Source organism: Moorena sp. SIO2C4, from assembly GCF_010672485.1.
Taxonomy (GTDB): Bacteria; Cyanobacteriota; Cyanobacteriia; order Cyanobacteriales; family Coleofasciculaceae; genus Moorena; species Moorena producens.
Map to the genome: position 1 here is coordinate 1 of NZ_JAAHGN010000453.1, position 5,810 is coordinate 5,810.

Sequence of the window (5,810 nt, forward strand, 5' to 3'; positions counted from 1 at the left end):
GTAATAGGTAATAGGTAATAGGTAATAGGTAATAGGTAATAGGTAATAGGTAATAGGTAATAGGTAATAGGTAATAGGTAATAGGTAATAGGTAATAGGTAATAGGTAATAGGTAATAGGTAATAGGTAATAGGGATGCGCTGCATCAAGAGGTGCGACCCGTGGCGAATTTAATAATTAGATGCGGAAAGCGCACCTAACAGGGAATCAGCTTCAAAGAATACTGTACCTCATAACTGTGATCAACGCTATATTACCTTTCATCAACTCAGAAATAACATTAGTATCTAAAATGATCATTGATCAAATAGAGGAGGAGTACGCATTTTATCTCTGGGAATTTGGGTAATTTCTACATCTGATAAATGGGCAAAACGCTGTTTTATTCTCTCGGCAAGATTTAAGGATTTTTTGGAAGTTTCAGCTTTGCTTAAATCTTCGGGTAAATTAGTTTGTTGAGCGACTAACTTAAAAGTCTCAACAATTTCTGTAATGATAGCAATCTGTTTTGGACTTAGCTCACTCACATCGATTACTTTGTTTTCCATCACAAGTTTACTCGTTCGTTTACGTAATGGTATGCCTGATTATAGGCAAGCTATCAGCTATCAGATTATGCCCATAGCGCACACTATAAATTATAATAAAATACCCCTTTGGTGGGCAGTGGGCAGTGGGCAGGGTTGGTGGGCAGTGGCTGATGATATATTCCCCAAGCTTGCCAATTTCGCGATTCTTGCCACTGCCCACCCTACGATTCTACTTGTACCCAGATCACCCCATCTCCCCATCTCCCCATCTCCCCATCTCCCCATCTCCCCATCTCCCCACGTAACAAAACGTGAGAAAAAACCTATTAGACATCTCCAAAAATTAACCTCAAACCCTTGCACTGCCTGGGTCAAAACCGAGTTTCTGGAGATGTCTATTGACACAGCCACAGCCAACTCAATAAGCTAAACCACAGAAAGTTTAATTCTATGGAGATGAAACCATGCCCAAGAAAAAACTAACCCCCAAACAGACCGCTCCTGTTTCTCGTAAGGTGGTGGCAAGGCAACGCTCCTGTTTCTCGTAAGGTGGTGGCAAGGCAATAGTGGGCAAGGCAACGCTCCTGTTTCTCGTAAGGTGGTGGCAAGGAAAAATGAGGGGCAAAATGAGGAGTCAGTCTCCGAGTCTCTCTCCCAGACAGGGCGTGGTGGCGCGTGGCGTAAATAAAAATCCTTTGGCGGGCGACGACGCAGAGTAGTGCCCTTAATTTACCACTATCCGATCAAAATGTCAAAATCCCTTTTTGGTCTCGGATGGCGCGCGATTTGCCTGGATAAATTTCCGAGCTACCTGTGCTACTAACTCGTTTTCGGTTACCACGGGAGCCGTGCCTGGCGGGCATTAGTCGCAGAAGGTTCCACCAAAATGCCCATTCCACGTCTGATGCCCATTCGGCATGCATATCAGTGGGGTGGGCATCCTGCCTGCTTGGGAATATTGATAACCGGCAAGATGCCGGTTCTACGCCTGATACCCGTTCCACCGACTGGGTCAAACAGCAATAATTAGATGCATCCTGAAGTAAAGCGCGATGGCATTTGCTGGCTGCATGACAGATAAATGCATGACCGATAGAGTAAGAAATAGATAAAAAAAAGTAGTTTGGGCTCTGGTGGGCAGTGGCTGATCAGCTCTTCACCAACCTTGCCGATTTCGGTAGCTTGCCACTGCCCACCCTACGATTAATCTCCCGACTCCCGACTCCCGACTCCCGACTCCCGATTCCCGATTCCCGACTCCCGATTCCCGACTCCCGTTCCCCTCCTGGGAGGGGTTAGGGGTGGGTTCCGACTCCCGATTCCCGATTCCCGATTCCCCAAACCAGTGACCACCACCTACTCCCCCCAAGTTACCTATCAGTGGCTCGAAAACTTTGATGCTACTACCTCCTTAGAATACGATGACTACACCTGCCCCAGCATTGCTAGCCACTGGCAATGTGCCAGCCTTTTAGGAGAACTGCTGGGTTTAGCAGCAGTGGAAAAGGATTAAATGGTAGGCTTGCTGGTGGCAGAACTGCGCAAAGACCCCAAAACCGACACCACTACTGCTGTCATTCTTTCCCTGTTCGTCCACCCGGAAAACCGCCGACAGGGGGTTCCAACGGCGTGGCCGTGGTGCCATGCTGATTGCAGAGTCTATCATGGCTCAACTCCAGAGCGATATTCCTTACTATACCTGTGCGGTGGGAGAGAGCAACCAACCCATGCTTCAATTCGTGGATCGTCGCCTTAAACCTTACTTGACGTCATTGACTGAAGCGTATCGGAGTAGTAAGAAGTTAGGGAGTAGGGAGTAGGGAGTAGGGAGTAGGGAGTAGGGAGTGTGGGGAGTGTGGGGAGTGTGGGGAGATGGGGAGATTGGTATTAATGGTAATTATCCTAACATTATATTAGTAAGTAGGGTGTGTTAGCCGCTAGGCGTAACGCACCGGACTTTCCACGTGAACTATGAATGGTGTGTTAGCTGATTAGCTGATTAGCACCTCAAGTAGCGTGCGCGTAGCGCATTAGCTGATAGCTTACGTAATGCACCGGACTTTGCCGGTGAACAATGATGGTACAACTGACCCATAAATTTCAAAGCTTTGATGAGTATTTATCCTACAATGATAACTCAGAAAACTTCTATGAGTTATTTAATGGAGAGTTAATTGAAATGCCTCCAGAGTCGGGAGTAAATGTTGAAATTGCTACGTTTTTATTGATTAGGTTTGCTTTACTGGTAGGTCATCGTAGAGTCCGGGGTCAAGGATTAGAATTAGAAGTTAGAGGTGAACCGAAAAACCGTTATCCTGATTTGACCATTATTCGAGAAGAGCATATTCAACAATTATCAAAGCGTAATACCATTCGCCTCTCTATGTCACCGCCTTTATTAGTGGTTGAAGTGGTTAGCCCAGGAGAGTTACAACGAGAGCGAGACTATATTGCGAAAAGAATCCAATATCAGGATTGTGCTATTCCTGAATACTGGATTGTGGACCCGGAAAGTAAAACTATATTGGTTTTAAAACTGACAGGAACAAGTTATACAGAAGTTGGTAGCTTTTCTGGTGATGAGTTAGTGTTATCTCCTGGATTTAAGGATATTACTTTAAAAGTATCTGGAGTGTTTGATATAGAAAAGTAAGTGATATTTTTATGAACAATTGACTATGAGTAGTATAAATAGTAGTTTAGATTTAAAAAATCTCTACGACATTGATGATGTCCAATGGCTAGAAGAAACGATTAAGCTCCTGAAAAATAAAGAATTTAATCAACTAGATTGGGATAACTTAATTGAGGAGTTAGAGGATTTGGGCAGAGAGAAGAAAAATGCCGTAGCTAGCCTTTTAGAACAAGTTATCCGTCATTTATTATTCCTGCAATATTGGACAAGTGAATATGATTATAATGCAGTTCACTGGCAAGGGGAAATCTATAACTTCAGAATTCAGCTCAAACGTAAACTAACGACTAATCTCCGTAATTATCTAGATAATGAACTGAGTTCTATTTATAACGATGCCTTAGGATTTGTGACGATAAAAACTCAGAATTCCGTAAGTTTACCTCCAGAATGTCCCTACTGTCTTGACCAATTACTGGATATCGAATGGTTGCCGAAGGAATAAATCAGTTTTGAATAGTCGGGAATCGGGAGTCGGGAGCGGTGCGACCCAAGGGCGATTTACTCGCCCTAGGAGGCGCGCACCGAGGGAATCGGGAATCGGGATTATACTTAAGCTACAGGCAAAACGCTATAATTAGTAATTAGCAATTAATCAAAGTTTTATCAGCAATAAAATTCTGCATTCTCCCCATCTCCCTATCTCCTCATCTCCATCTCCCCATCTCCCCATCTCCCCATCTCCCCGCGCCCCCGCCCCACTCTTTCCCTGTTCCCTGTTAAATAACAAGTAAAGTAGAGCCAAAAATGATCACATCAACTGCCACAATTACTCGGGACCCGACTATTCCTCCTTTAGAAAATGGGGATCAACTAACCCTTGCTGAATTTGAGCGTCGCTATTCCGCTATGGCTGATTTGAAAAAAGCCGAATTAATTGAAGGAATTGTTTACATGGCATCTCCTGTACGAGCAAAAAAAAAACATGGCAAACCCCATTCTCGGATTATGACATGGTTAGGAACCTATGAAGCAAGTAGACCAGGAGTAGAAACACTCGATAACACAACTGTGCGCCTAGATGCTGATAACGAAGTGCAACCTGATGCGTTATTGAGAATAGAACAAGATGGACAATCAATCATTACTGAGGATGATTATGTAGAAGGTGCGCCGGAGTTAATCGTAGAAATTGCGGCTAGCACTGTTTCTATTGATTTACATAAAAAATTAAACGTTTATCGTCGTAATGGAGTACAAGAATATTTGGTATGGCGAGTTGATGATGGTGAATTTGATTGGTTTCGGTTAAGGGAAGGGGACTATACTCAACTGGAAACCAATCCTGAGGGCATACTTTGTTCAGAAATTTTCCCTGGATTATGGTTAGATAAAGCGGCGTTATTAGCCGGAAATTTAGCCAAAGTTTTAGAAATATTGCAGCAGGGATTACAGAGTCAGGAGTAGGGAATCGGGAGTCGGGAGTCGGGAGCGGTGCGCGACCCAAGGGCGATTTACTCGCCCTAGGAGGCGCGCACCGAGGGAATCGGGAGTCGGGATTCTACTTAAGCTACAGGCAAAACGCTATAATTAGTAATTAGTAATTAATCAAAGTTTTATCAGCAATAAAATTCTGTATTCTCCCCATCTTCCCATCATATCATGTCCGGTTGAATACTTATACTAGGGGCAAAAACAAGGCAGAAGTCAGAAGGCAGAAGGCAGAAGGCAGAAGTAAAGGAGTAAGGTTTCAAGGGATAAAGTTTTTTATAACTAATTATCCGAACCTGATATCACCCCATCACCCCATCACCCCATCACCCCATCACCCCATCACCCCATCACCCTATATCTTTCCCGATTCCCGATTCCCGATTCCCGTTCCCCTCCTGGGAGGGGTTAGGGGTGGGTTCCGATTCCCGATTCCCTGTTCCCTACTCCCTAACTATCTCTTTTTTAGTCAAACACATCGCTACTCCTTTTTCATAGTAGGCAACTTCATTAATAAATACTGGCCAAACGGTGGCTTCTTCTTCATAGTAAATTGTGGTGCCATCGAAGGTAAGAAACATGGGGTCACCAGGATTAAGTTCTTGATAATCTCTGCCCTGGAGCTGAGGATGAATCATACCTTCTAGTTCACCAGCTTCGTTTCTGGGATAGTCAACTACTTTTAAATAGTGATAAATGGTTAGAGGATAAGTGTTTGATAATAGTTTACCGTTATTATAGTCTTCAATATAATCTAACGTGGCGTGAATTAAGGCTTCAGTTTTTTGAAAAATAGCGCCCTTGAGACTAGCTGGTGCAATGGGACCGACTTCAATACAACACCCGAAGTTAGATAGGGATCTTAGAAAGGTATTTTCTTTACCTGGTTCAATGGAACTATAAACTCTAACTAAGGGGTCAAGGGAACTCAGATAAGCAGCGAGTTGCAAATTAAAGGGGTCGTTGTTGACGAGAATTATAGTAAACCCCATATTAGCACTGGTACTGTGCAAATCTAGAATAAAATCTACCTTGGAATTGCCTTTTGGCCCTAGGGTTTGAGCTATCTCTTTGGCTCTGGTTTGTTCATAGGTACCGTCACAGCGGTTTTTAGCGGGTATTGTCTTAGGGCTAATTGTGCAACCAGTGACAGG

At 43.8% G+C, this 5,810-nt stretch carries 11 protein-coding genes; 7 read left to right on the top strand and 4 right to left on the bottom strand.

Features of this window, described 5'->3' with window-relative positions:
- Positions 1–296 precede the first annotated feature (296 nt).
- Positions 297–548 (bottom strand): hypothetical protein, encoded by a 252-nt coding sequence (locus tag F6K20_RS21680; protein WP_009149639.1) that lies wholly within the window; start codon positions 546–548, stop codon positions 297–299.
- Here F6K20_RS21680 and F6K20_RS21685 point away from each other — a divergent pair.
- The gene (locus tag F6K20_RS21685) at positions 538–960 is read left to right on the top strand and encodes a hypothetical protein (RefSeq protein ID WP_154659892.1); all 423 of its coding nucleotides are present in this window, start codon (positions 538–540) and stop codon (positions 958–960) included. The genes F6K20_RS21680 and F6K20_RS21685 overlap by 11 nt on opposite strands.
- Positions 961–978: 18 nt before the next feature.
- On the opposite strand, the gene F6K20_RS21690 is transcribed toward F6K20_RS21685, so the two are convergent.
- Both F6K20_RS21690 and F6K20_RS21695 read right to left on the bottom strand, forming a co-directional pair.
- Positions 979–1,104 carry a hypothetical protein gene (locus tag F6K20_RS21690; RefSeq protein WP_267872032.1) on the bottom strand — a complete coding sequence of 42 codons (126 nt, stop codon included), beginning with the start codon at positions 1,102–1,104 and terminating at the stop codon, positions 979–981.
- Between the two features lie 169 nt (positions 1,105–1,273).
- Entirely contained in the window at positions 1,274–1,546 is a 273-nt protein-coding gene (locus F6K20_RS21695) for a hypothetical protein (protein WP_131827470.1), read from the bottom strand.
- Positions 1,547–1,670: 124 nt separating this feature from the next.
- Between F6K20_RS21695 and F6K20_RS21700 the strand changes: the two genes are divergently transcribed.
- The 6 genes from F6K20_RS21700 (at position 1,671) to F6K20_RS21725 (ending at position 4,632) form a co-directional block, all read left to right on the top strand.
- Positions 1,671–1,829, top strand: coding sequence for a hypothetical protein (locus F6K20_RS21700; RefSeq protein ID WP_287255897.1), 159 nt, complete (start codon positions 1,671–1,673; stop codon positions 1,827–1,829).
- 46 nt (positions 1,830–1,875) lie between these two features.
- Positions 1,876–2,043 carry a hypothetical protein gene (locus F6K20_RS21705; RefSeq protein ID WP_287255895.1) on the top strand — a complete coding sequence of 56 codons (168 nt, stop codon included), beginning with the start codon at positions 1,876–1,878 and terminating at the stop codon, positions 2,041–2,043.
- On the top strand, positions 2,044–2,286 hold the full coding sequence (locus F6K20_RS21710) for a GNAT family N-acetyltransferase (RefSeq protein ID WP_131827110.1): 243 nt from the start codon (positions 2,044–2,046) through the stop codon (positions 2,284–2,286). It abuts the gene before it with no gap.
- A gap of 321 nt (positions 2,287–2,607) precedes the next feature.
- Complete coding sequence (locus F6K20_RS21715; RefSeq protein WP_044494519.1) at positions 2,608–3,183, top strand: Uma2 family endonuclease; 576 nt, start codon at positions 2,608–2,610, stop codon at positions 3,181–3,183.
- Positions 3,184–3,208: 25 nt separating this feature from the next.
- Positions 3,209–3,670 carry a DUF29 domain-containing protein gene (locus F6K20_RS21720; RefSeq protein ID WP_287252920.1) on the top strand — a complete coding sequence of 154 codons (462 nt, stop codon included), beginning with the start codon at positions 3,209–3,211 and terminating at the stop codon, positions 3,668–3,670.
- A 302-nt stretch (positions 3,671–3,972) separates the two neighbouring features.
- Positions 3,973–4,632 (top strand): Uma2 family endonuclease, encoded by a 660-nt coding sequence (locus F6K20_RS21725; RefSeq protein WP_287295987.1) that lies wholly within the window; start codon positions 3,973–3,975, stop codon positions 4,630–4,632.
- Positions 4,633–5,099: 467 nt separating this feature from the next.
- On the opposite strand, the gene F6K20_RS21730 is transcribed toward F6K20_RS21725, so the two are convergent.
- The coding region (locus F6K20_RS21730; RefSeq protein WP_287295989.1) for an aspartoacylase at positions 5,100–5,810 on the bottom strand (711 nt) is incomplete at its 5' end.